The sequence below is a fragment of the Ottowia sp. SB7-C50 genome (assembly GCF_033110285.1).
Classification (GTDB): Bacteria; Pseudomonadota; Gammaproteobacteria; order Burkholderiales; family Burkholderiaceae_C; genus Ottowia.
This window is the reverse complement of the sequence record NZ_CP136995.1, coordinates 3,582,641-3,605,226: the sequence shown is the minus strand read 5'-3', so window position 1 is coordinate 3,605,226 and position 22,586 is coordinate 3,582,641. Positions and strand designations below refer to the sequence as shown.

Below are 22,586 nucleotides of genomic sequence, written 5' to 3'. Positions count from 1 at the left end.
ACCTCTTCCCATGCTGCAGCCCCACGCCGACCCCATCGTTGCCATTGCCACCGCGCCCGGCCGCGGCGCCGTGGGCATCGTGCGCGTGTCGGGGCGCGGGCTGGCGCCGCTGGCGCGCGCCATCACGGCGCGCGACCTGGCGCCGCGCGTGGCCACCTACGGGCCGTTCAGCGACGCCGACGGCAGCCCCATCGACCACGGCCTGGCGCTGCACTTTCCGGCGCCGCATTCGTACACCGGCGAAGACGTACTGGAACTGCAGGCGCACGGCGGCCCCGTGGTGCTGCAACTGCTGCTGCAGCGCTGCCTGCAGGCGGCGGCCGAGGTCGACGCGGCCAGCGGCGGCACGCGCCTGCCGCGCCTGCGCCTGGCGCGGCCGGGCGAATTCACCGAGCGCGCCTTCCTCAACGGCAAGCTCGACCTGGCGCAGGCCGAGGCGGTGATGGACCTGATCGACGCCAGCACCGAAAGCGCCGCGCGCTCGGCCAGCCGATCGCTGGCGGGCGCGTTCTCGCGGCAGATCCATGCGCTGACCGACGGGCTGATCCACCTGCGCATGCTGATCGAGGCAACGCTCGACTTTCCTGAGGAAGAAATCGACGTCTTGCGCAGTCAGGACGTGCGCGGGCAGCTATTGAATTTGCAGCAATCGCTGGCCGGCGTGCAGGCCCGCGCGCGCCAGGGCGCGCTGCTGCGCGAAGGCATGCAGGTGGTCATCGCCGGCCAGCCCAACGCCGGCAAGAGCAGCCTGCTGAACGCGCTGGCGGGGGCCGAGCTGGCCATCGTCACGCCCATTGCCGGCACCACGCGCGACGTGGTGCGGCAGACCATCCAGATCGAAGGCGTGCCGCTGCACGTGCTGGACACCGCCGGCCTGCGCGACAGTGATGACGAGGTCGAGCGCATCGGCATCGAACGCGCCTGGGCGCACATCGAGGACGCCGACGCCGTGCTGCTGGTGCACGACCTGACGCGCGCGGATGCGCCAGGCTACCTGGCCGAGGACGAACGCATCATGGCCACCATGGCGTCCAGGCTGCCGCCGTCGGTGCCGGTGATCCCCATCTGGAACAAGCACGACGCCGCACCCGGCGCGCCCGTGCCGCCCGACGGCATCGCCCTGTCGGCGCGCACCGGCGAAGGCATCGACGTGCTGCGCCAGCGCCTGCTGCGGGCGGTGGGCTGGCAGGCCGGCGCGGGCGACGGCGTGTTCATCGCGCGCGAACGCCACCTGCAGGCGCTGGCGCGCGCCGCCGCGCACCTGCAGGCCGCCGACGCGCACCTGGCAGGCGCGGCCCCCATGCTCGACCTGCTGGCCGAGGAGCTGCGGCTGGCGCAGAACGCGTTGAGCGAGATCACGGGCGAATTCAGCGCCGACGACCTGCTGGGGGTCATCTTTGCGCGCTTCTGCATCGGCAAGTAGCGGATTGCGCCTTTATCGGCCCTTAGCGCTTGCTGGACAAGCGTTTATTGCTATCAACAACGAAGCATCTGGCGCTGCCGCCTCAGTGCCCGTCGAATTCCACCAGCGTGAACAGCGGCAGCCCGGCGGTCTGCAGGCGCGCGGAGCCGCCCAGTTCGGGCAGGTCGACGATGGCGGCGCCTTCGGTCACGGTGGCGCCCAGTTTTTCCAGCAGGCGCCAGCCGGCCATCATGGTGCCGCCGGTGGCGATCAGGTCGTCGATCAGCAGCACGCGCTGGCCGGCGTGCACGGCGTCGGTGTGCAGCTCCACCGTGGCGCTGCCGTATTCCAGCTCGTAGGTTTCTTCCACCGTTTTGAACGGCAGCTTGCCCTTCTTGCGGATCGGCACGAAGCCCACGTTCAGCTCGTACGCCACCACGCTGCCCAGGATGAAGCCGCGCGCGTCCAGCCCGGCCACCACGTCGGGGCGCAACTCGGGCGCCATGTAGCGGTGCACGAAGGCGTCGATCAGCACGCGGAACACCCGCGGGTTCTGCAGCAGCGGCGTGATGTCGCGAAACTGCACGCCCGGCGCCGGCCAGTCGGGCACGGTGCGGATGTGGTCGCGCAGGTAGTCGGAGACGGAGAAGGCGGCGGTCATGACCCGTGCATTGTGCACGCAGGCCGCATCAGGGCGACGCTGACCGGCCTTCAGGCCAGCACATGTTCGGCATGCGCCAGCGCATCGGCCTTGCCCGACAGCACCAGCGTCTCGCCGCCCTGCAGCACGGTGTCGTCGCCGATGGGCGCGGGCGCGCCGGCGCGGCTGCGCAGGGCGATGGCGCGCAGTTCGCTGGTGCCCGTCAGCAGCTCGGCCAGCAGATCGTTCAGCCGGCGGCCGGCCACGGCGTCGGGCAGGGTGAAGCTGGCCAGCCGCTCCTCGGCCATTTCGTCGTCGCTGGCGTCGTCGGCGCCGTGGAACCAGCCGCGCAGCAGGCCGTAGCGCTGTTCGCGCTGTTCGCGCAGCACGCGGATCACGCGCCGCATCGGCACGCCCAGCAGCGCCAGCGCGTGGCCGGCCAGCATCAGCGAGCCTTCCATCGACTCGGGCACCACCTCGGTCGCACCGGCCATGCGCAGGCGGTCCAGTTCACGGTCGGTCTGCGTGCGCACGACGATGGGCAACTGCGGCGCCAGAGCGCGGATGGTCGACAGCACCTGCAGCACGCTGTGCGTGTCCAGGTAGGTGATGGCGACGGCGCTGGCGCGGTTCAGGCCGGCGGCCAGCAGCGCCTGCGACTTGGCCGCGTCGCCAAACGCCACCGATTGGCCGGCGGCGCGCGCCTGCCGCACGCGGTCGGGGTCCAGGTCGAGCGCGATGTACGGCATGCCTTCCTGCTCCAGCACGCGCGCCACGGCCTGGCCGGATCGGCCATAGCCGCAGATCAGCACGTGGCCGCGCGTGTTGATCGACTGCCGCGCAATGCTGGTCATCTGCAGCGACTGCTGCATCCAGTCGCTGGCCACCAGCCGCATCACGATGCGGTTGCTGGCCATGATGATGAAGGGCGTGGCCAGCATCGACAGCACCATCGCCGCCAGCACGGGGTTGAACAGCTCGGGCGGCAGCAGGCCTTCGCGCCGGCTCAGCGTGAGCAGCACAAAGCCGAATTCGCCCGCCTGCGCCAGGTACAGCCCGGTGCGCAGCGCCACGCCGCTGCCGGCGCCCAGCACGCGCGCCAGCAGCGCGATCAGCCCCAGCTTGAACAGCACCGGCAGCGTCAGCAGCGCCAGCACCAGCGGCCACTGCAACGCCACCTGGCGCCAGTCCAGCAGCATGCCGATGGTGATGAAGAACAGGCCCAGCAGCACGTCGTGAAAGGGGCGGATCTCGGCCTCCACCTGCACGCGGTATTCGGTCTCGGAAATCAGCACGCCGCAGATGAAGGCGCCCAGCGCCAGCGACAGGCCCGCGTGCTCGGTCAGCCACGCCAGGCCCAGCGTCATCAGCAGCAGGTTGAGGACGAACAGCTCCTGGCTCTTGCGCCGCGCCACCAGCGTCAGCCACCAGCGCATCACGCGCTGGCCGCCCCACAGCAGCAGCGCGATCAGCAGCGCCGCCTTCAGCGCCGCCAGCGCCAGCGCGCGCAGCAGCTGCTCGGGCGGCGAACCCAGCGCCGGGATCAGCACCAGCAGCGGCACCACCGCCAGGTCCTGCAGCAGCAGCACGCCCATCACGCGCTGGCCGTGCTCGGACTCCAGCTCCAGCCGGTCGGCCATCATCTTCACCACGATGGCGGTGCTGCTCATGGCCAGCGCGCCCGACAGCGCCAGCGCCGTCTGCCAGCCGATCGGCCAGTGCGCCGGCCAGGCCCACGCCATCAGCAGCGAGCCGGCGGTCGCGATCACGATGGTGAGCATCACCTGCGCCAGCCCCAGCCCGAACACGTGGCGGCGCATGGCGCGCAGCTTGGGCAGGTTGAATTCCAGTCCGATCACGAACATCAGGAACACCACGCCGAATTCGGCCAGGTACTTGATGCTTTCCGCGTCCTGCCCGAAAGCCAGGCCCAGCGTGTGCGGCTCCATCAGCACGCCGGCGGCCAGGTAGCCCAGGATGGCCGGCAGCCGCAGCCAGCGGCAGACCGCCACGCCCAGCACGGCGGCCGTCAAATACAGCAGCGTGAGTTCGAGGGCGGTCATGCACCGATGCTAACGCGGCCGGGCGCGGGGCTTACCATCGGTCGGTCGCCACGCCTGCCTGACATGCCGCGCTTTCACGTTTCCATCCCCCTCGCCGCGGGCGCCGAACTGGCCCTGCCGCCGGGCGCCGCGCGCCATGCGCAGGTGCTGCGCCTGCAGCCGGGCAGCGCGGTCACGCTGTTCGACGGGCGCGGCGGCGAATGGGACGCCACCATCACCCGCATGGGCCGCAGCGACGTGCACGTGCGCGTCGGCACGCACCAGGCGGTGGAGCGCGAATGCGCCCGCCCGGTGCACCTGGCCGTGGGCCTGATGGCGGCCGAGCGCATGGACTGGCTGGTCGAAAAAGCGACCGAGCTGGGCGCTGCCAGCCTGACGCCGCTGCTGATGGCACGCAGCAGCCTGCGCCTGTCGGGCGAGCGCGCGGCCAGGAAGCACGCGCACTGGCAGGCGGTGGCCGTCGCCGCTTGTGAGCAAAGTGGCCGCAACCGCTTGCTGGATGTGCGCGAACAGCTATCATTTCAGGAGTATCTGGCGCTGCCCGGCACGGCGGCCGGCGCGCGCTGGCTGCTGTCGCTGGCGCCGCAGGCGCAGACCGCGAGCGCGCGCCTGGCAGCGCTGCCGCCCGGCGCTGCAGTGAACCTGCTGTCTGGCCCCGAAGGCGGCCTGTCGCCCGACGAAGACGCCGCCGCGCGCGCCGCCGGCTGGCTGCCGCTTGACCTGGGCGCGCGCGTGCTGCGCGCCGAAACCGCGCCGCTGGCGGCGCTGTCCCTGCTGACGCTGCCATGAACCGACACCTTCTGCTGCTCACGCTGTGCCAGGGCCTGTTCCTGACCAACAACGTCACGTTCATCGCCATCAACGGCCTGGTCGGCCTGCAGCTGGCCCCCTTCGGCTGGATGGCCACGCTGCCGGTGATGGGCTACGTGGTGGGCGGCGCGCTGGCCACGCCGCTGGTGGCGCGCGCGCAGGCGCGGCTGGGGCGCAAGCGCTCGTTCCAGATCGGGCTGCTGGTCGCGCTGGGCTCGGCGCTGCTGGCCGCCTTTGCGGCGTCGACGCGCCAGTTCTGGCTGCTGGTGGCGGCCACCATGATCGCCGGCTACTACAGCGCCAACGGCCAGCTGTACCGCTTTGCCGCCGCCGAACTGGCGGCGCCCGACTGGCGCGAAAAAGCCGTGTCGCTGGTGCTGGCTGGCGGGCTGCTGGGCGCCATCGTCGGCCCCAACCTGGCGGCGTGGACGCGCACCCTGCTGCCCACGCCCTTCGTTGGCGCCTACCTGGCGCTGGCCGTGGTGGCGCTGCTGGGCATGGCGGTGATCGCGGGCATCGACTTTCCACCCGCGCCGGCCAAGGCCGCGGGCGCGGCGGCGGGGCGCCCGCTGGGCGAAATCATGCGGCAGCCGGTATTCATCGTCGCCATCGTCGCCGCTGCGCTGGGCTACGGCGTGATGAACCTGCTGATGGCCGCCACGCCGCTGGCCATGCAGGTGTGCGGCTTCGACTTTGGCGCCACCGCGCAGGTGCTGCAGTGGCATGTCATCGGCATGTTCGCGCCCGGGTTTTTCACCGGCCACCTCATCAAGCGCTTTGGCGTGCTGCCCGTCATGGGCACCGGCGTGGTGCTGAACTTTGTCTGCGTGGCGGTGGCGCTGTCGGGCGTGGACCTGCAGCAGTTCCTGATCGCGCTGTTCGCGCTGGGCGTGGGGTGGAACTTCCTGTTCACCGGCAGCACCACGCTGGCGCTGACCGCCTACCGGCCCGAAGAGCGCGACCGCGCGCAGGCGGCGATCAACTTCTGCGTCTTCGCAACCATGGCGCTGACTTCATTCGCGTCGGGCGCGCTGGTTACCACGCGCGGCTGGAACTGGCTCAACCTCGGCTCGCTGGTGCCGCTGGTGGTGGTGGCGGCGGTGCTGCTGTGGCTGGGGACGGGCGCGGGGGTGCGGAACCGGCGCGCGGGCTGAGGCGTGCCGGAAAGCAGCCGTCAGCCGCCTTCGCTCACGGCATGCGCGCAATCACCTCGGCCACGGCGGCCGTGAGCTTCTTGGCATAGGGCACGTGCAGGAATTCATTGGGCCCGTGCGCGTTGCTCTTGGGGCCCAGCACGCCGCAGACCATCATCTGTGAAGTGGGAAAGCCTTTGCTCAGCTGGTTCATCAGCGGGATGGTGCCGCCCTGGCCGATGTAGCCGCAGGGCGCGCCAAAGTGGGCCTGCGAGGCGGCGTCCAGCGCCTGCGCAAACCACGGGGCCGACGCCGGCGCGTTCCAGCCGGTGGCGGCGCCTTCATTGGGGTCGAAGGTGACGCGCGCCTGGTAGGGCGCGTTGTCTTCCAGCAGGCGCTTCATCTCCTGCGCCGCCTGCACGGCGTCGACCGGCGGCGGCAGGCGCAGGCTCAGCTTGAAGGCGGTGTAGGGCCGCAGCACGTTGCCGGCATCGCGCGGCGCCGGAAAGCCCTCGGCGCCGATCACGCTGAGCGTGGGGCGCCAGGTGCGCGCCAGCAGCGCGTCGACCGGGTCGCCCGTCATCGGCAGCACGCTGCGCGATTCGCCGTTGCAGTCGTAGTGCACCCACGGGTAGCGCTTGAACAGGTCGTGGCCCAGGATGGCGGCGGTCTGCCGCGCCTGCGCCACGCGCTCGGCCGGAATCTCGCAGTGAAAGCTGGCCGGCAGCAGGCGGCCGGTGGCCGAGTCTTCCAGCCGGTCGAGCACCTGCCGCATGATGCGGAAGGACGACGGCACCAGCCCGGACGCATCGCCCGAGTGCACGCCTTCGGTCAGCACCTCCACCTTCAAGGTGCCGCCGGTCATGCCGCGCAGGCTGGTGGTCAACCACAACTGGTCGTAGTTGCCGGCGCCCGAATCCAGGCACACCACCAGGCCGACGTCGCCCAGGCGCGGGCGCAGCGCGTCGATGTAGGGCAGCAGGTCGGGCGAGCCGCTTTCCTCGCTGGTCTCGATCAGGCCGACGATGCGCGGGTGCGGCACGTTCTGGCTCTTGAGCGCCTGCACGGCGGCGATGGCCGCGTACACCGCGTAGCCGTCGTCGGCGCCGCCGCGGCCGTACAACTTGCCGTCTTCGTACTTGGGCGTCCACGGGCCCAGGTCGGCGCGCCAGCCGGTGAATTCGGGCTGCTTGTCCAGGTGGCCGTACATGACCACGGTTTGCGTCGCATGGGCCTTGGTGCCCGCGATCTCGAAAAAGATCACCGGCGTGCGCCCGTCGATGCGCACCACCTCCAGCGTCAGGCCCGGCACCTTTTGCGCCAGTACCCAGTCGGCGGCGTCGCGCACCACGTGGTCGATGAAGCCGTGCGCCGCCCAGTCGGGGTCAAAGCCGGGCGACTTGGCCGGCACGGCGATGTAGTCCGACAGGCGTCGCACGATGTCGTCGTCCCATTGGCGGCCGATCTGGTCCAGCGCGGCGGCGGCGTCCAGCGCGGGGGCGCCGGGCATTTCACGGTGCAGGGGTGCGTTCATGGCAGCAGGCCCGGCGGGCGGGCAATCAAAGCAAGGGGGGGATGCCGGCACTGTACGCGCTTGCGGGCCGCGCCGCCACCTGCCGCGCCCGGTGGCCGCACGCGCTGCGCGGTTGTGCGGGGCGGCGTATATTGGCCGCATGCCTGCCTCCCTTGACGCCTTTCCCATCACAAGCAAGTGGCCCGCGCGCCACCCCGACCAACTGCAGCTGTATTCGCTGCCCACGCCCAACGGCGTCAAGGTGTCGATCATGCTGGAGGAAACCGGCCTGCCCTACGAGGCGCACCGCGTGGACTTTGGCAGCAACGACCAGACCTCGCCCGAGTTCCTCAGCCTCAACCCCAACAACAAGATCCCGGCCATCCTCGACCCCGACGGCCCGGGCGGCCAGCCGCTGGCGCTGTTCGAATCGGGCGCCATCCTGATCTACCTGGCCGAAAAGACCGGCCAGCTGCTGCCCAAGGATCCGGCCGCGCGCTACCACGCACTGCAGTGGCTGATGTTCCAGATGGGCGGCGTCGGGCCGATGTTCGGCCAGCTCGGCTTCTTCCACAAATTTGCCGGAAGGGACTACGAAGACAAGCGCCCGCGCGACCGCTACGTGGCCGAGAGCGCGCGCCTGCTCGGTGTGCTGGACGGCCACCTGAACGGCCGCGCCTGGATGGCGGGCGACGACTACAGCATCGCCGACATCGCCATCTTCCCGTGGGTGCGCAACCTGGTTGGCTTTTACGGCGCGGCCGAGCTGGTGCAGTTCGACCGCTTTGCCCACGTGCAGCGCGTGCTCGACGCCTTTGTCGCGCGCCCGGCGGTGCAGCGCGGGCTGCAGATCCCGGCGGCGTGAGTCTGTCCGCCCGTTCGCTTCGTCATTCCCGCGAAGGCGGGAATCCAGAACCGCTGCCGTACGCCGCTGCCTGGGGAAAGGTGGATTCCCGCCTTCGCGGGAATGACGGTTTTGGACGCGGTGGGGTTTCCAGCTAACTGCTACTGAGCCAATAGCAACCATGACCACTCCCCGCATCCGCGTCGGCATCGGCGGCTGGAACTTTGCCGAATGGCGCGGCGGCGTGTTCTATCCGGCCGGGCTGCCCGCCGCGCAAGAGCTGCACTTTGCCAGCCGGCAGCTCACCAGCATCGAGATCAACGCCACCTTCTACGCCACGCAAAAGCCCGCCACCTATGCGCGCTGGCGAAACGAAACGCCCGAGGGCTTTCAGTTCGCCGTCAAGGCGCACCGCTTTGCCACGCAGCGCAAGACCTTGAGCGAAGGCGCCGAGAGCGTGGTGCATTTTCTGGAAAGCGGCGTCGCCGAACTGGGCGACAAGCTCGGCCCCATCGTGTGGCAATTGCCGCCGTACCGCCGCTTCGATGCCGACGACGTCGAACACTTCTTCACCCTGCTGCCCGACGCATTGAACGGCCTGCCGCTGCGCCACGTGCTGGAGCCGCGCCACGCCAGCTTTGCCTGCGCCGACTACGTGCGCCTGGCGCGCGACTACCGCGTGGCCACCGTGTGCACCGATTCGCCCGACTACCCGCACATCGCCGATGTCACGGCCGATTTTGTGTATGCGCGGCTGATGCGTGCGCAAGCCGACGAGCCAGCCGGCTACGCGCCCGGCCAACTGGACGCCTGGGCCCGCCGCGTGACGACGTGGGCGCGCGGCGAATCGCCCGCCGACCTGCCCTTGATCGACGGCGCGCCGCCGCCCGCCGCAGCGCGCGACGTCTTTGTGTACTTCATCGGCGCCGCCAAGGCGCGCAACCCGGCCGCGGCGCTGGGCCTGATCGAGCGCCTGCCGCCGCGTTGACCGGCGCTGTCGCCCGCGTGGCGCGGCAGCGGCGCGTTCGTCCTTATCATGGCCGTGCGATGGCGCAGTCCCTGCGCCGTCGCACAAGCGTTCTCAGGGCGGGGTGAAAGTCCCCACCGGCGGTATCTGTGCCAGCGATGGCGCAGCAGCCCGCGAGCGCTCCGGCGGCTCGCCCGCCGGAGGTCAGCAGACCTGGTGCGATGCCAGGGCCGACGGTCACAGTCCGGATGAAAGAGAGCGTGCGAAGCGTTGCAGGCTGCGGTCGCGGCGTGCCGGGTTGGCGCCCGGTGCGCCGCTGGCGTGGCCCACGCGCGCTTCGCGTGCGCCCTGATTCTTGTCTCACGTTTTGTTCACGGAGATTTCAATGAATCAGACCCATGCTTCTCAATCGATAGCTGCCCGCGCGCTCCCAGTCAGCGCCAGCGGCACATTTCATTCCAAAAAGCCAACACGCATCGCCTTCGTGCGTGCCGGCTGGCACGCCGACATCGTCGGCCAGGCATGGAGTGGATTCAGCGCCGAATGCACGCGCCTGTGGCCGGGCGATCCGCCCGCCATCGACGTGCATGAGCTGCCCGGCGCGTTCGAGATTCCGTTGCTCGCGCAAACCCTGGCGCGGCGCGGCCAGCACGACGCCATCGTGGCCTGCGCGCTGGTGGTCGACGGCGGTATCTACCGCCACGACTTCGTCGCCCACGCCGTCATCGACGGCCTGATGCGCGTGCAACTCGACACCGGCGTGCCCGTGTTCTCGGTGGTGCTGACGCCGAAGGACTTTCACGAACACGCCACGCACCGCGACTTCTTCACGCAGCACTTTGTGGCCAAGGGTGCGGAAGCGGCGCGCGCGGTGGCGCAGACGCTGACGGCGCACGCGGCGCTGGCGGGCTGACCGGGCAGGCGCTCAGCCCGGCACGCCGGCCAGAAACTTCTCGATCACCGTCGCCAGCCAGATCGGGGTCTCGTCCATCGGGTAGTGGCCGGCGTTGCGCAGCACGTCCAGCTGGGCGTTCGGGTAATGCGTCATCCAGGTGGCGCGGCAGGTGGCTTCGCCGAGGGCCGGGTCGTGTTCGCCCGGCAGCACCAGCACGGGCAGCGACTGGCCCTGGACCCGGTTCAGGATGTCGGTCCTGGCCCAGGCGACGAGGTAATCCGCCACGGCGGCCTCGTCGGAATGGGCCAGCGTGCTTTGCACCATCGCATCCAGCCAGGTGCCGCTCAGGCGGTTGCCGGTGGTGATGTCCAGGATGCCGCGGCGCGCGCCGGGGTCCTTGGCTGCGCTGCTGAAAAAGGCCCAGCCCTGATCGTCGAACGGGACGCCGCCGGCGGGCACGGGTGTGATGCCGACCAGCGCGCGCACACGATCCGGCGCGTCGGCCAGCACTTGCTGGATGGCCATGCCGCCCATCGAATGGCCGATGAGCGAAAAGCGGTTCCAGCCCAGCGAATCGGCCAGCGCCAGCGCGTCCTGGGCGATCTGCGCCATGATGTACGGCCCGCCCGAGCCCTTCATACCGCCGTAGCCGCGCTGGTCCATGAAGGCGTAGCTGAAGTCTTGGCCGTTCAGGTGCTGCGTGAACGGCCCCCAGCCCCGCGCGTGGCCGAACCAGCCGTGCAGCGCGATGACCTTGTGCGGGCCTTGGCCGATGACGAGGTGGGTGTTGGGCATGGTGTCTCCTTGTGTTCGACGGGGTGGTTTTGCCCACCCATCATACGAAGTCGACACCGGGCAGCGGCTGCGCCGCCCAAGGCGGAATTACAGCGTCAGCTCGCCGTCCACGCCGCCATCGTCCATCTTGCTGCCGCTGATGGCGCTGAGCGTCATCTTGGCCAGGGCGATGACCTTGCCGGACTTCGTTTCCCAGTAGTGGCCGCGCTCGGGCTTGACGCTGATGATGGTCACGCGCGGGTCGTCCTTGCCCTCGAACCACGCGTTGGCGAAGGCCGTCCAGTACTTGTCGATGGTGGCCTTGTCGGTGTGGATGCTGGCCTGGCCCGACAGGCTCAGGTAGCTTGACTTGTCGTCGTTTTGAAAGGTGAGGATGACGCGCGGGTCTTTGGCGATGTCGCAGTTCTTTTCGCTCTCGCTCGAGCTGATGAACCACACGGTGCCGTCGTCGTCCACCTCCTGGATCGCCATCGGGCGCGTGTCGCCCGGAAACTGCGTCACATCGGTGGAGAACATGCAGGTGCGCGCGTCGCCCGCGATCTCCTTGATCTTCTTGCCGGCGGCGGCGCCGCCCAGATCGTGGCGGGGTTGGTTGTCCATGTCGGCCATGGTGTTCCTTGTGTGGGTGGTTGGACAGAAGCTTGATCGTCGCCGCCACCCGCCGCCGTGCGTGCCGGACAGCGCCGACAGCGCCCGTGGCGCAAAGCCGCATCTGCCGTGCGGCAGGCCGCACACGGCGTTTGCCCGGATGGCGGCGCGCGCGCGGGGCTGGGATGATGGGCGCCTGTTCGAGTCCTGTGGCCGCCCATGCTGACCGGAGACATGCTGCGCCGCTCCGCCGCGCGCTTTCCTGACAAACCCGCCATCGTGTTCCGCGGCGCCGACGCGGCATCGCGCCGCGTCGTCCCCTACCGCGCGCTGGACGCGCGCGCCAACCAGCTGGCGCACGCGCTGCTGGCGCTGGGGCTGCCGCAAGGCGCCAAGGTGTCGATGCTGTTGCGCAACCTGCCCGAATACGGCGTCGTGTTCTTCGGCGTGGCGCGCACCGGGCTGGTGCTCAACAACGTGTCCATCCTGTACGCGGCGGACGAGCTGGCCTGGGTGCTGAACAAGAGCGACAGCGAGGCGCTGATCATCGACGCCGCCTTTGCCGACCGGCTGCCGCACGTGCGCGCGCACTGCCCGCGGCTGCGCCACGTGGTGGTCATTGGTTCGGTGCCTGATGCGGCGCCAGCGCTAGCTGATACAGCGGTTGCAGCTATTGATTTTGAAGCATTCATCGCCGGCCAGCCGACCACGCCGCCCGACCTGGCACTGAATGAGCGCGACCCGTTCTGCATGACCTACACCGGCGGCACCACCGGCCGGCCCAAGGGCGTGCTGGTCAGCCACCGCGCGCGCGACGTCACGGCGCACACCGTGGTGGTCGAAGAACGCCTGGTGCCCGAGGACGTGGTCGCCATCGTCACGCCGCTGTTCCACGTGGCGGCGCTCAACATCATGTTCCAGCCGGCGGTGCTGATCGGCGCCACCAGCGTGTTCGTCACGCCCTGGTCGCCCACCGGCTTCATCGACGCCTGCGAGGCCGAAGGCATCACCGCCGCCTTCATGGTGCCGACGCAGGCCAACACGCTGGTGACGCACCCGGCGTTCGACGCCGCGCGCCTGCACCGCTGGCGCAAGCTGTCGTTCGCCGGCGCGCCCATGCCCGACTGGGTGCAGCTCGCGCTGATGGAGAAACTGCCGCACCTGCAGCTGACGCAGATCTACGGCCAGAGCGAGATGGGCGTGATCGCCGCGCTGCCGCACCACCTGCTGCCGGCCAAGCTGGGCAGCGTGGGGCGCCAGCCGTTCAACGTCGACCTGGCCGTGCTGCGGCCCGACGGCACGCCGGTGGCGGTGGGCGAGATCGGCGAAGTCGCCACGCGCGGCGACAACGTGATGATCGGCTACTACAACGAGCCCGAGCAGACGGCGGCCTTCTTCCAGGCGGGCGGCGGTTGGGGCCTGTCGGGCGACGTGGCCACCATCGACGCCGACGGCTGCATCACCCTGGTCGACCGCGCCAAGGACATGCTGATCTCGGGCGGCGAGAACGTCTACCCCAAGGAGATCGAGGACGCCATCTACGGCCTGGACGCGGTGGCCGAAGTGGCGGTGTTCGGCATCCCCGACGACAAGTTCGGCGAAGTGCCGGCGGCCTACATCCAGCTCAAGCCCGGCGCCACGTTGACCGAGACCGACGTCGTGGCGCAATGCGAGGCCCGGCTGGCGCGCCTGAAGCGCCCGCGCCTGGTGACGTTCGTCGACGGCTTTCCCAAGACGCCGATCGGCAAGATCCAGAAGAACGTTCTGAAAGCGCCGTTTTGGCAAGGCCGCAAGAACATATGAAGATGGCGTGGCGCGATGGGTGTTTACCCGCGCCGGGTCAACCCGCCGCCGGCGCACACCGTTTTTCAGGCACGAACTGCGCCGCAGCGCTTGTCCCTGTTGCGCAAGACGCTTTTATATTGATAGCAAACCAGGAGACTTTGCGATGACCGACCCGACCACCCTTTCCCGCCTGTCGATGCCGACCCGCCGCCGCCTGCTCGCGGGCAGCGGCCTGTTGCTGGGCGGCGCGGCCGCGGTCGGCGTGCCGCGGCTGGCGCGCGCGCAGGGCGCGCCGGTGCGCGTCGGCTTCATGCTGCCGTACACGGGCACCTTCGCGCAGATCGGCATCGCCATCGAGAACGGCTTTCGCATGGCGCTGGCCGAGCAGGGCGGCAAGCTGGCCGGGCGCGAGGTGCAGTGGTTCAAGGTGGACGACGAATCCGAGCCGTCCAAGGGCGTCGAAAACGCGCAGAAGCTGGCCCAGCGCGACAAGGTCGACGTTATCGTCGGCACCGTGCATTCGGGCGTGCAGATGGGCATCCAGAAGGTGGCGCGTGAAACCGGCGTGCTCTCGCTCATTCCCAACGCCGGCGTGCATGCGGCCACGCGCGCGCTGTGCGCGCCCAATGTGTTCCGCACCAGCTTCAGCAACAGCCAGCCCACGCTGGCGCTGGGCAAGCCGATGATGGACAAGGGGTTGAAGAAGGCCGTGTGGCTGAGCTGGAAGTACGCCGCCGGCGAAGAGGCGTTTGAAGGCTTCAAGGACAGCTACACCAAGGCCGGCGGCACCATCGTCAAGGACTTGTGGCTGCCCTTCCCCAACGTCGAGTTCCAGGCCCTGCTGACCGAAATCGCCAGCCTGAAGCCCGACGCCGTGGCCTGCATGTTCGCTGGCGCAGCCGCCGGCAAGTTCATGAAGGACTACGCCGCCGCCGGCCTGAAGGACAAGATTCCGCTGTGGGGTTCGGGCTTTCTGACCGAAGGCGTGCTGGACGCCGCCGGCGCCGCCGCCGACGGTGTGATGACCACCATGCACTACAGCGATTCGCTGGACACGCCGCGCAACAAGCACTTCCGCACCGAATACGCCAAGGCCTTCAAGGCCCAGCCCGACGTGTATTCGGTGCAGGGCTACGACGCCGGCCTGCTGCTGCTGGCGGGCGCCAAGGCGGTCAATGGCGACCTGTCGGCCAAGCCCGCGCTGTACAAGGCGATGGAGTCCGCCGTCATCGACAGCCCGCGCGGCCGCTGGACCATGAGCCGCGCCCACAACCCGGTGCAGGACTTCTACCTGCGCCGCGTCGAAAAGGGCGAGAACAAGGTGATCGGCGTGGCCGCCAAGGCGCTGTCTGATTCAGGCGCCGGCTGCAAGCTGGCCTGAACGGTGCAGTGATGACGCTGCGTTTTTGATAGCTACTTGTGCCCGGTGGTGGCGCGCTGCGGCTTGATTTCAGTCGAAATCAGCGAACGCCGCCCGGCCCCATGTCGATGCGCAGGCCTTCGGGCAGCACGCGCAGCGCGGCACCCGTCCAGCCCAGGTTGCGCGCCAGCGCCATCTGCTCGGCCGGCAGGCGGTACAGCACCATGTTCTGCAGCAGCTGCTCGGCGATGCCGGGCGCGTAGCGCGACACCAGCTGCTGCTGGGCGCGCGGCAGCTGGTCGATGGCCAGCCGGTTGACGCGCACGTCGGCCATGCGCACCGCGCCTTCCTGCATGTCAAAGCGCAGCCCGTAATCCAGGTCGATGCCACCGCTGTAGCGCGTGCCGGCAATGCGCTCGGCCAACCCCAGGTCGAATGCCGTGGCGATGCGGTTGGACGCCGGCAGCAGGCCCAGGCGGGGCGACGACAGGGTCAGGTCGGCCAGGCCGCCGACCAGCGGGCGCGTCACCGGAAAGCTGCGCGCCACCAGTTCGTTCAGTCGCTGCTGCGACACGGTATAGCCGGGCACGCCGCCCCCGCCCGCCGCGCAGGCCGTGAGGCCGGGAAACAGGGCGCCCAGCGCGGCGGCGCCCAGCAGTTGGTGGCAGTGGCGGCGATTCAGTGTGGTCATGGTGGCGTCATTCTGCGTCATGGCGCGGCGGCATCCACGCCAATCATCTGATCCGGCGCACGGCTCAAAACCCACCCAGGTTGGTGATGGCATCGATCACCATGCGCGTGCCAAGGGACAGCAGCAGGATGTCGTCGGCCACGCGCACATAGCGGTAGCCCGCCGGGGGCGGACCCAGTTGCACCAGCACCGGCTGCGGCACGGCGTAATAGGTCACGCTGGCCGGCAACACATGGCCGACGCGCCATTTCTTGGCCTGCCCCGGTGGCATGCAGCCGTTGTTCTTTTTCGCCAGGCCGGGCGGACAGCGGCCGGCGCGGTACTGGTCGCCATACCACTGGCGCACGTAGCGCCGCTGCCCGTCGTTGAAGTAGCTGCCAGGGCGCACCGCGACAGGCGGCTGGCGCATGTCGCGCCGGTCGCGCTCGCGCTGCGCCACGTGGGGGCGGCGCTGCGCTTCGCGGTGCCAGCGCTCGCCGCGGTCGCCGCGGTCATCCCGTTGCTGCTTCTTCATCTGGCCGGGTGGGCCTTCGGCGCGGCCCTTGCCTTCGCCGCCGGCCCAGGGCGGCTTTTCGGCCACCACGCTGCCCGCGCCCAGCGCGGCCGAGGCGGCCAGCACCAGCAAGCGCACGGTGCGGGCGAACGAAGTGGTGTGGGCCGTCATGGCTTGTTGCCTCTCTCGTCAAGGGAAAGTGATGTTGTATGCCACGTCGGCGTCGGCCGTGAGCAGCGGCAGGATGGCGATCTTGTCGGCGTAGCCGTCCAGACTGGAGCGCAGGCTGTAATGACCCGCCGCCGCCGTGTCGGGCGTGAACGTCAGGGCAGCCGGCGGCGCGACATAAGGCGCGACCTGCGGAGGCATGGTGGGCAGCGCGAAGCGGTAGGCGCCGGTGTCGCCGTCCACGTAGCCGCCGGCCACTTCGATGTTGGGCCCGCTGGTCAGCTTCTGCATGGCGCGCACGAAGGTGTCGACCGGTGCCGTGCCGTGCACGGTGCCGACCGGCGACTCGGGCAGCGACACCGTGGTGTTCAGTGCCGTCACCGTATCGCGCGCCACCGGCACGCCGTTGACCACCAGGGTGGTGCGGTTCGGCGCGGTGAACACGACTGAATACGTACCCGCCGGTGCCGGTTGCAGCACGAAGCGGCCGGTGGCGTCGGGCGCCGTGGCGCGCACCACCACGCCGTTCTGCTGCAGCGTGACCAGCGCGCCGGCTTTGAACAGCGCCGCGTCGACGTGGCCGCTGACGCCCGAGATCAGGCGCGGAATCACGCTGACCACCGGCTTGAGCAGGTACTGCCCCGAATTGCCGGCCTTGACCACCGACTTGCAGGCGTCGAAGTCGATCACGAAGTCGGCCATCTGGTTGGCGGCGATGTCGATGTCGGCATTCATCTTGATGCCCGACTGCTGGCCGCTGGGCGTCTTCAGCGCCACTTCGGTGCTGCCGGTGGGCACCACCGAGTTGGCCAGCGGCGTGTTGCCGCCGCTGTCGGCCAGCACCAGGCGCACCTGCTGGTACTTGCCGGCCGGCAGCGGCAACTGGCCCAGCTCTTCCATGACGCCGTTGGTCAGGTTGAGCAGGTTGATGCGGCGCGGCGGCGTCAGCGTCAGCTCGGACCAGCCGGACTCGTTGGCGGCGGCGCTGCCGCTCTGGTGCACGCGCACCTTGTCGACCGTGATGTGGACAGCGTCGTAGCCGCAGGCGGGCGCGTCGGTGATGGCGAGGCGCAGCGTGCCCTGGCCCGCGACGGTGTCGTTGTCGCCACCGCCGCCGCAGGCGACCAGCGAGGCGGCGGCAATGGCGCCCAGCAGTGACTTGAATGCGAAAGAACCTTGAGTGGACATGACAGCTCCAGTGGAAACCTGAAGGGCGCCAGGGACGGCGCGCCAAGGCCTCCAGTGAAGCCGCTGTGACACGCCGCCCGCGTAGGACAAGCGCCGGTCGTGCTCGCCGAAAAACCGCCCTCGCCATGTCCAGGTGCACAGACTTCGGGGTGCGTGTTTCAAACGTGTCGAAATGCCACGAGCGGCCACATGCCGTCATTCCCGCGCAGGCGGGAATCCAGTGCAAGTCAGTGGACGCAACCACAGTGGACACATGGATTCCCGCCTGCGCGGGAATGACAGAAACGGGCGCGCGATCGGTCAGCGCTTGCGCCGGCGCAGCCAGTCCAGCCCGCGCGAGGTGCCGTCCGGCTCACCGCCCCAGCGTGGCCGGTACTCGCAGCCCAGCCAGCCGGCCCAGCCGCACTGCGCGCTCACTTCGTCGATCACATCGAACAGGTAGCCGTAATTCAGTTCGCCCACGTCCGGCTCTTGCCGCTGCGGCACGCCGGCGATCTGGAGGTGGCCGACGCGGCCGGTGGGCAGGTACTGGCGGATCTTCATCGCCACGTCGCCCTCGACGATCTGGCAGTGGTACAGGTCCATCTGCACCTTGACATTCGGCGCGTCCACCGCCTGCACGATGGCGTGCGCCTCGTCCTGTCGCTGCAGAAAGTAGCCCGGGATGTCGCGCGGGTTGATCGGCTCGATCAGGATGTCGCGCCCGCCCTGCGCCGCTTCGGCCGCGGCCCAGCGCAGGTTGCTTTCATACACGCTGCGCGCGGCCTCGCGCGGCGTGCCGGCGTCCCACAGGCCCGCCATGCAGTGGATGCGCGGGCAGTCCAGCGCGGCGGCGTACTGCAGCGCCTGGCGCACGCCGGCGCGAAACTCGTCCTCGCGCCCCGGCAGGCATGCGGTGCCGCGCAGGCCGGCCGCCCATGCGGCGTCGAACCCGGCGCTGTCGGCGCCGCCAGGCGGTGCGTTGAGCAGCACCTGCCGCAAACCGTGGGCGCGCAGGCGCGCGGCCAGCTCGGCCGCCGGCCACGCGTACGGAAACAGGTATTCCACCGCCTCGAAGCCATCGCGCGCTGCCGCCGCGAAGCGGTCGAGGAACGGCAGCTCGGGGTACATCAGGCTCAGGTTGGCGGCGAAGCGAGGCATGGCAAGTTCAAATAAAAAGCGGCTGCAGCGCCTGCTATAAAAGCGCCAGTAGCTACTTTATTAATAGCATCAAGCATCGGGTTGCACCGCCGGCCGGCCGATCGCGTGGTAGGCCAGGCCATGCCGCGCCAGCACCGCCGGGTCGTACAGGTTGCGGCCGTCGAACACGATGCGGTCCTTCAGCAGGCGCGCCATTTGCGCGAAGTCGGGTACGCGAAAGGCCTTCCATTCGGTCACGATGGCCAGCGCGTCGGCGCCTTGCAGCGCCTGCAGCGGCGTGTCGCACAGCACCAGGTCGGGGCGCGCGCCGAAGACGCGGTGCGCTTCCTCCCTGGCCACCGGGTCGTGCGCGCGCACCTGCGCGCCCGCGGCCCACAGGCCGTGCAGCAGGTCGCGGCTGGGCGCTTCGCGCATGTCGTCGGTGTCGGGCTTGAAGGCCAGCCCCCACACGGCGATGGTGCGCCCCGCCAGGCTGCCGCCGTAGTGCGCCACGATGCGCTCGGGCAGCACGCGGCGCTGGGCGTCGTTGCGGCGCTCGACGGCCTGCAGCACCTGTGGCTCGAAGCCGACCGACTGCGCGGTGTGGATCAGCGCCTTGACGTCCTTGGGGAAGCAACTGCCGCCATAGCCCGCGCCGGGGTAGATGAAGTGGTAGCCGATGCGCGGGTCGCTGCCGATGCCGCGGCGCACGGCCTCGATGTCGGCGCCCAGGCGCTCGGCCAGGCCCGCCATTTCGTTGATGAAGCTGATCTTGGTGGCCAGCATGGCGTTGGCGGCGTACTTGGTCAGCTCGGCGCTCTTCACGTCCATCACCACCATGCGGTCGTGGTTGCGGTTGAAGGGCGCGTACAGCTCGCGCAACTGGCGCTCGGCCGCGGCGCTGGACGTGCCGACGACGATGCGGTCGGGCCGCATGCAGTCGGCCACCGCCGCGCCTTCCTTCAGGAATTCGGGGTTGGAGACGACCTCGAACGCGATGTCCGCGCCGCGCTCGGCCAGCACGGCGCGCACGGCGCCGGCCACGCGGTCGGCGGTGCCCACGGGCACGGTGGATTTGTTGACGAGCGTCTTGGGCGCCTGCATGTGCGTGGCGATGGTGCGCGTCACCGCCAGCACGTGCTGCAGATCGGCGCTGCCATCCTCGTCGGGCGGCGTGCCGACGGCCAGGAACAGCAGGTCGCCATGCGCCACGCCCTGCGCGGCGTCGGTGGTGAAGGCCAGGCGGCCAGCGGCGAGGTTGCTGGTGACCAGCGCCTGCAGTCCCGGCTCGTGGATCTGAATCTGCCCGGCCTGCAGCGCGGCGACCTTGGCGGCATCGATGTCCACGCACACCACGTCGTGCCCCACGTCGGCCAGCACGGCGCCCTGGACGAGGCCGACGTAGCCGGTGCCGAAAACGGTGACTTTCATGTCAATTCAGGCTTGGAAAAGTTTGAAAACAGCCGGACGCGAAGGACGCAAAGGATTCGCGAAGGACGCGAAAAAACCAAGATTTTGGGCTGTTCTTTTGCGTCCTTCGCGTCATCTTCGCGTCCTTCGCGTCCGGATGTTCGGATCGTCCATCCAGCGGGTCACCGCTTTTCATAAAACGCCCGATACCAATCCACGAAGCGTGCCACGCCTTCGTGAACCGACGTTGACGGCGCAAAACCCACCCACGCCTGCAGCGCCGACGTATCGGCTGCCGTGCTGTGCATGTCGCCCGGCTGGATCGGCAGCAGGCGCTTGCGCGCGATGATGCCCAATGCCGACTCCAGCGCGGCGATGTAGTCCATCAGCACCGTCGGCGCGCCGCCACCGATGTTGAAGAGGCGGTACGGTGCGCTGCTGGTGCCGGGGCCGGGCTCGGCGGGGTCGAAGGCGGCATCGGGCGTGGCGGGCTTGTCGAGCACGCGCAGCACGCCCTGCACGATGTCGTCGATGTAGGTGAAGTCGCGCACCAGCTGGCCGTTGCCGTAGACGTCGATCGGCTCGCCGGCCAGCATGGCGCGGGTGAACTTGAACAGCGCCATGTCCGGCCGGCCCCAGGGGCCGTACACGGTGAAGAAGCGCAGGCCGGTGGTCGGCAGGCCGTACAGGTGCGCGTAGCTGTGCGCCATCACCTCGCCCGCCTTCTTGGTGGCGGCGTAGTAGCTGATGGGATGGTCCACCGCATCGCGCTCGGCATACGGCAGCCTGGCGTTGCCGCCGTACACGCTGGAGCTGCTGGCAAACACCAGGTGCGCGACCTGCGCGGCGCGGCAGCCTTCCAGCACGTGGGCGAAGCCGAGCAGGTTGCTGTCGGTGTAGTCGGCCGGCTGGTCGATGGAATGGCGCACGCCGGCCTGCGCGGCCAGGTGCAGCACGCGCTGCGGCCGCACGCGCGCGAACAAGGCGCGCAGGGCGGCGCGGTCGGCCACGTCGGCGCGCTCGAACGTGAAGCGCGGGTGCGCCTGCAGCCGCGCCAGGCGCGCCTGCTTCAGCGCCGGGTCGTAGTAGGCGTTGAGGTTGTCGATGCCCACCACGGTGTCGCCGCGCGCCAGCAGCGCCTCGGTGCAATGCATGCCGATGAATCCGGCGCAGCCGGTGACCAGAAGGGTGCTCATGACGGCGCGCCGGCCGCGTGCCAGCGGTAGTGGTACTGGGCGGGGGCCGTGCCCTCGCGCACCATGTGCAGCGGCAGCGTGAGCGTCTGCGGCGGGCCGGCGGGCGCCAACGCGGCCTTGTCCCACCAGCCGGGCTCGACCCGGTCAGCGCGCGAGATCAGCAGCCAGCCGCGCCCGGCGGCCTGCGCCCGCGCCACGTCGGCCTTGACGCAGGCGCGCACGTCTTCTTCTTCGGACGTGCAGGCGTCCACCGCCGCCTGCGGGAAACGCGTGCGCAGCAGGCCGGCCATCATATGGTCGGCGGCAATGATGGGGCTGACGCCGTCGTAGCCCGCGGCACGCAGCGCCCGCTGCAGCTCGGCGGCGGGGTGGTTCAGCTCGTCGACTTCGCCGCGCAGCCCGCTGAACCAGGGGCGGATGCCCGCCGCGATCAGGATCACCACCGCCACCACCGCGATGGCGGCGGTGTAGCGCCGCCCGCGCGGGTGCTGCTGCAGCGCCGGCCGGGCCGCGAAGGCGGCCAGCGGCACCATGCACAGCAGCGGCAGCAGCCACCGGCCCTTGAGGCCGCTGACGCCCGCCACCAGCACCATGCCGGTCAGCGCCAGCGCCACCCCAGCCAGGTAGCGCACGAACACCCGCTGCGCCCAGGGCGATGCCGGCGCCGCCCCGCCGCGCCACCAGGCGCTGCGAAACGCCCACAGCGCGACGGCCGCCCACAGCGCCAGCGTGCCGGCCACGCCCTCGATCAGCCGGGCCACACCCTGCACGGGCGCGCGCTCGGCGCTGATCTGCAGCTTGCCGACCGTTTCGCCCGTGGCTTCGTGCACATGCCCCAGCAGCCACCACGCGTGCGGTAGCACCACCAGCACGCACACCAGCGGCGCCCACCACCCGCCGCGCGACAGCAGGGCGCGGCGGCTTTCCGGCACCGACAGCGCGGCCGCCAACATGGCCGCCATCACCAGCGCAAAGCTGTACTTGGCCAGCAACCCGCAGCCACAGACCAGCCCCAGCCACGCGAAGTCGGCCGCGCGCGGCCGCCGCACGATGCGCAGCAGCAGCCACCAGGCGGCGCAGGCCATGGCGGTGACCAGCACCGTGTGCGTCTGGTCGCGGATCGAATACCAGCCCAGCGGCGGCAGCAGCAACATGCTGGCCGACGCCCAGAATGCGCCGCGCGGGCCCAGCAGTTCGCGCCCCGCCAGGTACATGAACACGTAGGCCAGCGCCAGCAGCGCCTGCTTGAGCAGCGCCAGCGCCAGCACCGAAGGCCCGACCAGCGCGTTCACCCCCCATTGCAGCCAGGTGTAGAGCGGCGGCTGCGCGCCGTAGCCCAGCGCCAGCTGCTGCGACCACAGCATCTGCTCGGCTTCGTCCCACTTCAGCGCGGGCGACACGGCCACGCGCACGACCACGTGCGCCAGCGTCATCGCCAGCAGCCAGAACAGCGGGTGGTCGATGGGCGATCGCAGGGGCGGCGTGGCGGGCGCGGTGGCGGTGTTCATGCAGGGTTCGACGCGGTG

At 70.0% G+C, this 22,586-nt stretch carries 20 protein-coding genes and 1 riboswitch; of the genes, 8 read left to right on the top strand and 12 right to left on the bottom strand.

From position 1 onward, the window contains the following. Window positions 1-10 precede the first annotated feature (10 nt). Complete coding sequence (mnmE, locus tag R0D99_RS17190) at window positions 11-1,423, top strand: tRNA uridine-5-carboxymethylaminomethyl(34) synthesis GTPase MnmE (RefSeq protein ID WP_317749380.1); 1,413 nt, start codon at window positions 11-13, stop codon at window positions 1,421-1,423. Between the two features lie 82 nt (window positions 1,424-1,505). Here mnmE and R0D99_RS17185 read toward each other — a convergent pair whose 3' ends face one another. Next, window positions 1,506-2,063, bottom strand: a complete 558-nt coding sequence (locus R0D99_RS17185) for an adenine phosphoribosyltransferase (RefSeq protein ID WP_317749379.1) — start codon at window positions 2,061-2,063, stop codon at window positions 1,506-1,508. A gap of 50 nt (window positions 2,064-2,113) precedes the next feature. Next, a complete protein-coding gene (locus R0D99_RS17180) occupies window positions 2,114-4,105 on the bottom strand; it encodes a cation:proton antiporter (protein WP_317749378.1) in 1,992 nt (663 codons plus the stop codon). Between the two features lie 63 nt (window positions 4,106-4,168). Here R0D99_RS17180 and R0D99_RS17175 point away from each other — a divergent pair, with 63 nt between their 5' ends. Both R0D99_RS17175 and R0D99_RS17170 read left to right on the top strand, forming a co-directional pair. After that, complete coding sequence (locus R0D99_RS17175; RefSeq protein WP_317749377.1) at window positions 4,169-4,894, top strand: 16S rRNA (uracil(1498)-N(3))-methyltransferase; 726 nt, start codon at window positions 4,169-4,171, stop codon at window positions 4,892-4,894. Further along, window positions 4,891-6,069, top strand: coding sequence for an MFS transporter (locus R0D99_RS17170; protein ID WP_317749376.1), 1,179 nt, complete (start codon window positions 4,891-4,893; stop codon window positions 6,067-6,069). The genes R0D99_RS17175 and R0D99_RS17170 overlap by 4 nt, the downstream gene beginning before the upstream one ends. 34 nt (window positions 6,070-6,103) lie before the next feature. Here the strand turns inward: R0D99_RS17170 and R0D99_RS17165 are convergent, their stop codons facing one another. Next, on the bottom strand, window positions 6,104-7,582 hold the full coding sequence (locus R0D99_RS17165; protein WP_317749375.1) for a M20/M25/M40 family metallo-hydrolase: 1,479 nt from the start codon (window positions 7,580-7,582) through the stop codon (window positions 6,104-6,106). A gap of 139 nt (window positions 7,583-7,721) precedes the next feature. Between R0D99_RS17165 and R0D99_RS17160 the strand changes: the two genes are divergently transcribed. The 3 genes from R0D99_RS17160 (at window position 7,722) to R0D99_RS17150 (ending at window position 10,285) form a co-directional block, all read left to right on the top strand. Further along, on the top strand, window positions 7,722-8,426 hold the full coding sequence (locus R0D99_RS17160; protein ID WP_317749374.1) for a glutathione S-transferase N-terminal domain-containing protein: 705 nt from the start codon (window positions 7,722-7,724) through the stop codon (window positions 8,424-8,426). 160 nt (window positions 8,427-8,586) lie between these two features. Continuing rightward, entirely contained in the window at window positions 8,587-9,393 is an 807-nt protein-coding gene (locus R0D99_RS17155) for a DUF72 domain-containing protein (protein ID WP_317749373.1), read from the top strand. Window positions 9,394-9,478: 85 nt separating this feature from the next. Beyond that, a riboswitch (FMN riboswitch) is annotated at window positions 9,479-9,636 on the top strand. Window positions 9,637-9,757: 121 nt separating this feature from the next. Then, window positions 9,758-10,285: a 6,7-dimethyl-8-ribityllumazine synthase gene (locus tag R0D99_RS17150; protein ID WP_317749372.1), complete on the top strand. Its 528-nt coding sequence runs from the start codon at window positions 9,758-9,760 to the stop codon at window positions 10,283-10,285. Window positions 10,286-10,297: 12 nt separating this feature from the next. Here R0D99_RS17150 and R0D99_RS17145 read toward each other — a convergent pair whose 3' ends face one another. Both R0D99_RS17145 and R0D99_RS17140 read right to left on the bottom strand, forming a co-directional pair. Next, window positions 10,298-11,062, bottom strand: a complete 765-nt coding sequence (locus R0D99_RS17145) for an alpha/beta hydrolase (RefSeq protein ID WP_317749371.1) — start codon at window positions 11,060-11,062, stop codon at window positions 10,298-10,300. Between the two features lie 87 nt (window positions 11,063-11,149). Beyond that, complete coding sequence (locus tag R0D99_RS17140; RefSeq protein ID WP_317749370.1) at window positions 11,150-11,671, bottom strand: pyridoxamine 5'-phosphate oxidase family protein; 522 nt, start codon at window positions 11,669-11,671, stop codon at window positions 11,150-11,152. A 198-nt stretch (window positions 11,672-11,869) separates the two neighbouring features. Between R0D99_RS17140 and R0D99_RS17135 the strand changes: the two genes are divergently transcribed. After that, window positions 11,870-13,453, top strand: coding sequence for an AMP-binding protein (locus R0D99_RS17135; protein WP_317749369.1), 1,584 nt, complete (start codon window positions 11,870-11,872; stop codon window positions 13,451-13,453). Between the two features lie 178 nt (window positions 13,454-13,631). Beyond that, window positions 13,632-14,816, top strand: coding sequence for an ABC transporter substrate-binding protein (locus tag R0D99_RS17130; protein ID WP_317751155.1), 1,185 nt, complete (start codon window positions 13,632-13,634; stop codon window positions 14,814-14,816). 79 nt (window positions 14,817-14,895) lie between these two features. Here R0D99_RS17130 and R0D99_RS17125 read toward each other — a convergent pair whose 3' ends face one another. The 7 genes from R0D99_RS17125 to R0D99_RS17095 form a co-directional block, all read right to left on the bottom strand. Next, a complete protein-coding gene (locus R0D99_RS17125) occupies window positions 14,896-15,486 on the bottom strand; it encodes a hypothetical protein (RefSeq protein ID WP_317749368.1) in 591 nt (196 codons plus the stop codon). A 64-nt stretch (window positions 15,487-15,550) separates the two neighbouring features. After that, window positions 15,551-16,150 (bottom strand): DUF1236 domain-containing protein, encoded by a 600-nt coding sequence (locus tag R0D99_RS17120; protein ID WP_317749367.1) that lies wholly within the window; start codon window positions 16,148-16,150, stop codon window positions 15,551-15,553. Between the two features lie 18 nt (window positions 16,151-16,168). Further along, on the bottom strand, window positions 16,169-17,335 hold the full coding sequence (locus R0D99_RS17115) for a DUF4382 domain-containing protein (RefSeq protein WP_317749366.1): 1,167 nt from the start codon (window positions 17,333-17,335) through the stop codon (window positions 16,169-16,171). 300 nt (window positions 17,336-17,635) lie between these two features. Further along, the gene (gene otnI / locus R0D99_RS17110; RefSeq protein ID WP_317749365.1) at window positions 17,636-18,475 is read right to left on the bottom strand and encodes a 2-oxo-tetronate isomerase; all 840 of its coding nucleotides are present in this window, start codon (window positions 18,473-18,475) and stop codon (window positions 17,636-17,638) included. Window positions 18,476-18,544: 69 nt separating this feature from the next. Next, window positions 18,545-19,885, bottom strand: a complete 1,341-nt coding sequence (locus tag R0D99_RS17105; RefSeq protein WP_317749364.1) for a UDP-glucose/GDP-mannose dehydrogenase family protein — start codon at window positions 19,883-19,885, stop codon at window positions 18,545-18,547. 161 nt (window positions 19,886-20,046) lie between these two features. Continuing rightward, window positions 20,047-21,060: an NAD-dependent epimerase gene (locus R0D99_RS17100; RefSeq protein ID WP_317749363.1), complete on the bottom strand. Its 1,014-nt coding sequence runs from the start codon at window positions 21,058-21,060 to the stop codon at window positions 20,047-20,049. After that, window positions 21,057-22,568 carry an ArnT family glycosyltransferase gene (locus R0D99_RS17095; RefSeq protein ID WP_317749362.1) on the bottom strand — a complete coding sequence of 504 codons (1,512 nt, stop codon included), beginning with the start codon at window positions 22,566-22,568 and terminating at the stop codon, window positions 21,057-21,059. The genes R0D99_RS17100 and R0D99_RS17095 overlap by 4 nt, the downstream gene beginning before the upstream one ends. Between the last annotated feature and the right edge of the window lie 18 nt (window positions 22,569-22,586).

What these genes read in the sequence shown, in the direction of transcription:
- R0D99_RS17135 (WP_317749369.1), top strand. Translation starts at nt 11,870, where the DNA reads ATGCTGACCGGAGACATGCTGCGCCGCTCCGCCGCGCGCTTTCCTGAC.
- R0D99_RS17130 (WP_317751155.1), top strand. Translation starts at nt 13,632, where the DNA reads ATGCCGACCCGCCGCCGCCTGCTCGCGGGCAGCGGCCTGTTGCTGGGC.
- R0D99_RS17160 (WP_317749374.1), top strand. Translation starts at nt 7,722, where the DNA reads ATGCCTGCCTCCCTTGACGCCTTTCCCATCACAAGCAAGTGGCCCGCG.
- R0D99_RS17100 (WP_317749363.1), bottom strand. Translation starts at nt 21,060, where the DNA reads ATGAGCACCCTTCTGGTCACCGGCTGCGCCGGATTCATCGGCATGCAT.
- R0D99_RS17170 (WP_317749376.1), top strand. Translation starts at nt 4,891, where the DNA reads ATGAACCGACACCTTCTGCTGCTCACGCTGTGCCAGGGCCTGTTCCTG.
- R0D99_RS17180 (WP_317749378.1), bottom strand. Translation starts at nt 4,105, where the DNA reads ATGACCGCCCTCGAACTCACGCTGCTGTATTTGACGGCCGCCGTGCTG.
- otnI (WP_317749365.1), bottom strand. Translation starts at nt 18,475, where the DNA reads ATGCCTCGCTTCGCCGCCAACCTGAGCCTGATGTACCCCGAGCTGCCG.
- R0D99_RS17120 (WP_317749367.1), bottom strand. Translation starts at nt 16,150, where the DNA reads ATGACGGCCCACACCACTTCGTTCGCCCGCACCGTGCGCTTGCTGGTG.
- R0D99_RS17185 (WP_317749379.1), bottom strand. Translation starts at nt 2,063, where the DNA reads ATGACCGCCGCCTTCTCCGTCTCCGACTACCTGCGCGACCACATCCGC.
- R0D99_RS17145 (WP_317749371.1), bottom strand. Translation starts at nt 11,062, where the DNA reads ATGCCCAACACCCACCTCGTCATCGGCCAAGGCCCGCACAAGGTCATC.
- R0D99_RS17175 (WP_317749377.1), top strand. Translation starts at nt 4,169, where the DNA reads ATGCCGCGCTTTCACGTTTCCATCCCCCTCGCCGCGGGCGCCGAACTG.
- R0D99_RS17140 (WP_317749370.1), bottom strand. Translation starts at nt 11,671, where the DNA reads ATGGCCGACATGGACAACCAACCCCGCCACGATCTGGGCGGCGCCGCC.
- mnmE (WP_317749380.1), top strand. Translation starts at nt 11, where the DNA reads ATGCTGCAGCCCCACGCCGACCCCATCGTTGCCATTGCCACCGCGCCC.
- R0D99_RS17115 (WP_317749366.1), bottom strand. Translation starts at nt 17,335, where the DNA reads ATGTCCACTCAAGGTTCTTTCGCATTCAAGTCACTGCTGGGCGCCATT.
- R0D99_RS17105 (WP_317749364.1), bottom strand. Translation starts at nt 19,885, where the DNA reads ATGAAAGTCACCGTTTTCGGCACCGGCTACGTCGGCCTCGTCCAGGGC.
- R0D99_RS17150 (WP_317749372.1), top strand. Translation starts at nt 9,758, where the DNA reads ATGAATCAGACCCATGCTTCTCAATCGATAGCTGCCCGCGCGCTCCCA.
- R0D99_RS17125 (WP_317749368.1), bottom strand. Translation starts at nt 15,486, where the DNA reads ATGACCACACTGAATCGCCGCCACTGCCACCAACTGCTGGGCGCCGCC.
- R0D99_RS17155 (WP_317749373.1), top strand. Translation starts at nt 8,587, where the DNA reads ATGACCACTCCCCGCATCCGCGTCGGCATCGGCGGCTGGAACTTTGCC.
- R0D99_RS17165 (WP_317749375.1), bottom strand. Translation starts at nt 7,582, where the DNA reads ATGAACGCACCCCTGCACCGTGAAATGCCCGGCGCCCCCGCGCTGGAC.
- R0D99_RS17095 (WP_317749362.1), bottom strand. Translation starts at nt 22,568, where the DNA reads ATGAACACCGCCACCGCGCCCGCCACGCCGCCCCTGCGATCGCCCATC.